The organism is Kaarinaea lacus (assembly GCF_975902315.1).
This window is the reverse complement of sequence record NZ_CDLKIE010000417.1, coordinates 1-3,179: the sequence shown is the minus strand read 5'-3', so window position 1 is coordinate 3,179 and position 3,179 is coordinate 1. Positions and strand designations below refer to the sequence as shown.

Sequence of the window (3,179 nt, the reverse complement as noted above, 5' to 3'; positions counted from 1 at the left end):
GATAAACTATATAACATACTGAATATAAAGTTAGTTTTCTGAATTTTGATAGATTGATTATTGATCAATAGAAATTCATCCTTACAGCAGAAAAAAGATTTCGCTACGATTTACGGTTATGGAAAATATTCAAAAAATTCGTTTACTTATCGGCGCAGTCGCCAGTCCGTTAATTATCCCCTTAGTGGTTTATATAACCTTTGTGTTCGTTTTTGGTGCTGATGCGGACAAAGATCAGGAAATCCAGTCACGTATTAATATTGCCAGCTGGTTATCTTATGCCATTGCATTGGTGTTGAGTGTTGCTGCCTATTTTACTTTGCAAAAAAAACAATGGTATTCAGTGATTCATTATCTGGTGGCCGGTACTGTCGTTGGTTTTGCCAGTTGGCTGCTGTTTAGCTATTATGTTGAACACTTGGTTTCATTGTTGTTTTTTGTTTTTGTGATCGCTGGTGCTTTGGTTGGAGGCAGTTACTGGTTGATTGCTTTCTTTCAACCTGATGGAAACTATTCCAATATACAACCCTCTCGTCGTCGTCGAAGACGCCGTTCAAATTAAGTATTGGCTTGGCGTGCTATGCGCGCACTATAAAAACATCGTTGAGGAACACAGATTCAAAAAACGTGAGTTCGGGTATGCTTTACTGAAAGTTTAAAATGGCACATCAAAACTCCTAATGCCCATCTATTGTGTGTGCTTTGTGACTTAAGCAAACAAACCAGTTCGAATCAAATTCCGGTAATTACGCAAACCAGTACAAAGTTTTTCCATTAATTTAACTATCAATGGTTTACGATGCACGAATTTGGCCTAAACTATCAGTAGGTTAATTAGCAAGCTTTTCAATTGCTTATTTCAGAAGTTTCACAACGTAAAATAAAGAATAAATTCTTTGCATGCCGAAAAAGATTCCCACGCATCTCGATATCGTTAAAAACTGGCTTCCACGATACACTGGTATGTCGCTGGATGATTTCGGCGACTATATATTACTGACTAATTTTAAACATTATGTGAGCAGCTTCGCCGGTCAGTTTAATTGCAATATTCATGGTGAGGATCGGCCCATGCAAGCGGCTACCAATAACGATGGTGTAACTATCATTAACTTTGGTATCGGTTCTCCCAATGCGGCGACGATGATGGATTTGCTTTGCGCAACCAGTCCTAAAGGCGTTTTGTTTTTAGGGAAGTGCGGTGGCCTGAAAAAATCATCAGAGCTTGGGCATTTTATTTTGCCCATTGCTGCGATACGCGGCGAGGGAACAAGTGATGATTATTTTCCGCCGGAAGTTCCGGCCCTGCCTTCCTTTAAGTTACATAAATTCGTATCGGAAAAGATACGTGAGCATGGATATGATTATCGCACCGGTGTTGTATACACTACGAATCGCCGGGTGTGGGAGCACGATAAACAATTCCTGGACAAATTAAAACAATTGCGTTGTATCGCTATTGATATGGAAACGGCAACAGTCTTCATTGTTGGGCATCATAATCAAATAGCGCGAGGTGCATTGTTACTGGTTTCTGATGTCCCGACTACACCTGAAGGTATTAAAACGGAAGCATCGGATCAGGATGTTACCAGGAAATGGGGTGAAGCTCATTTGCAACTGGGTATTGAAGCGATGTCGGAGATCGACAGCAAGGGCGAAAAGATTAAACATTTTCAGTACTAAGCAAAATTTAACAATGGTTTAAATTAATTGATTATTAAAACTAGGGGATTTTAACCGTGGAAATGATATTTGATGCTATAGGTTGGTTAAACGGTGTGGTGTGGGGCGTGCCCATGCTGATTGCAATTCTTGGCACAGGTCTGTTTTTGACGATCGGTTTACGCTTCATGCCGGTATTAAAAATAGGCGTCGGATTCAAGCGGCTCTGGAAAGGCCGTAAGTCAGAAGAAGAAGGTGATATCAGTCCATTTAATGCATTGATGACTTCGCTATCCGCGACGATCGGCACTGGTAATATTGCCGGTGTTGCCACAGCAATTTTTATCGGTGGTCCCGGGGCATTATTCTGGATGTGGTGTACAGCATTGGTGGGTATGGCTACCAAGTATGCAGAAGCAGTGTGTGCTGTTAAGTATCGTGAGGTTGACGATCTTGGCAATCATGTCGGTGGTCCTATGTATTACATTCGCAATGGACTGGGAGAGAAATGGGCGTGGTTGGCTGTTGCCTTTGCGGTATTTGGTGCGATCGCAGGCTTTGGTATCGGTAATACTGTGCAGGCAAACTCGGTAGCTGACGCAATGCACTCTACGTTTAATATACCGGAAATTGCGACAGGGATCGCATTGGCAGTAATGGTCGGTCTGGTTTTGGTGGGAGGCGTAAGGCGTATTGCAAAGGTGGCAGGTAAGCTGGTTCCAATTATGGCTATTGCCTATATGGCTGGCGGTCTTGTTATCTTGCTTATTAATATCGCGGATGTACCAGCAGCGATTGCACTGGTTATTAAAAGCGCGTTTACACCCGTTGCAGCAACGGGTGGTTTTGCGGGTGCAACTATCTGGATTGCCTTGCAAATGGGAGTTGCGAGAGGCATATTTTCTAACGAAGCTGGTCTGGGGAGTGCGCCGATTGCACATGCCGCTGCAAAATCCAGTGATCCAGTACGGCAAGGCACTATTGCCATGTTAGGTACGTTTATCGACACCATTATAGTTTGTAGCGTAACGGGTTTAGTGATTGTTACAACTGGTGCATGGACTGGCGGTGAGAACGGAGCGGGATTGTCAACAGCCGCTTTTAGTGCGGGTTTGCCCGGTGTAGGTGGGTATATTGTTACATTTGGTCTGGCGATATTCGCTTTTACGACCTTGCTGGGATGGAGTTACTACGGTGAACGATGTGTTGAATATTTATTTGGCACGAAATCCATCATGCCATTTCGCCTGCTATGGATTGCAGCAATACCCATCGGTTCATTTTTTGAGTTAAGTAAGGTTTGGTTAATTGCGGATACATTGAACGCGTTAATGGCGTTGCCGAATCTGATAGCCCTGTTGTTACTTAGTCCTGTAGTATTTAAGTTAACACAGGAACATTTTAAAAATACCTGAATCGTGCTTCAGGGTTTTGTTAATTTATAATTTTTACTGGGACGGATGTTATCCACCTGCAATGTAAATTGTTGTAGCTTACGTTGAGCGTAATAGCGT

The 3,179-nt window shown here is 42.7% G+C and carries 3 protein-coding genes; all 3 read left to right on the top strand.

Features of this window, described 5'->3' with window-relative positions; genetic code table 11:
* Window positions 1-118 precede the first annotated feature (118 nt).
* The 3 genes from ACWVCM_RS13200 to ACWVCM_RS13190 all read left to right on the top strand — a co-directional run bounded on the left by ACWVCM_RS13200 (window position 119) and on the right by ACWVCM_RS13190 (window position 3,080).
* A complete protein-coding gene (locus ACWVCM_RS13200; protein ID WP_455202224.1) occupies window positions 119-562 on the top strand; it encodes a hypothetical protein in 444 nt (147 codons plus the stop codon).
* 338 nt (window positions 563-900) lie between these two features.
* The gene (locus ACWVCM_RS13195) at window positions 901-1,686 is read left to right on the top strand and encodes an AMP nucleosidase (RefSeq protein ID WP_455202223.1); all 786 of its coding nucleotides are present in this window, start codon (window positions 901-903) and stop codon (window positions 1,684-1,686) included.
* A gap of 62 nt (window positions 1,687-1,748) precedes the next feature.
* Window positions 1,749-3,080: an alanine/glycine:cation symporter family protein gene (locus tag ACWVCM_RS13190; protein WP_455202225.1), complete on the top strand. Its 1,332-nt coding sequence runs from the start codon at window positions 1,749-1,751 to the stop codon at window positions 3,078-3,080.
* The last annotated feature ends 99 nt before the right edge of the window (window positions 3,081-3,179 follow it).

What these genes read in the sequence shown, in the direction of transcription:
- ACWVCM_RS13200 (WP_455202224.1), top strand. Translation starts at nt 119, where the DNA reads ATGGAAAATATTCAAAAAATTCGTTTACTTATCGGCGCAGTCGCCAGT.
- ACWVCM_RS13195 (WP_455202223.1), top strand. Translation starts at nt 901, where the DNA reads ATGCCGAAAAAGATTCCCACGCATCTCGATATCGTTAAAAACTGGCTT.
- ACWVCM_RS13190 (WP_455202225.1), top strand. Translation starts at nt 1,749, where the DNA reads ATGATATTTGATGCTATAGGTTGGTTAAACGGTGTGGTGTGGGGCGTG.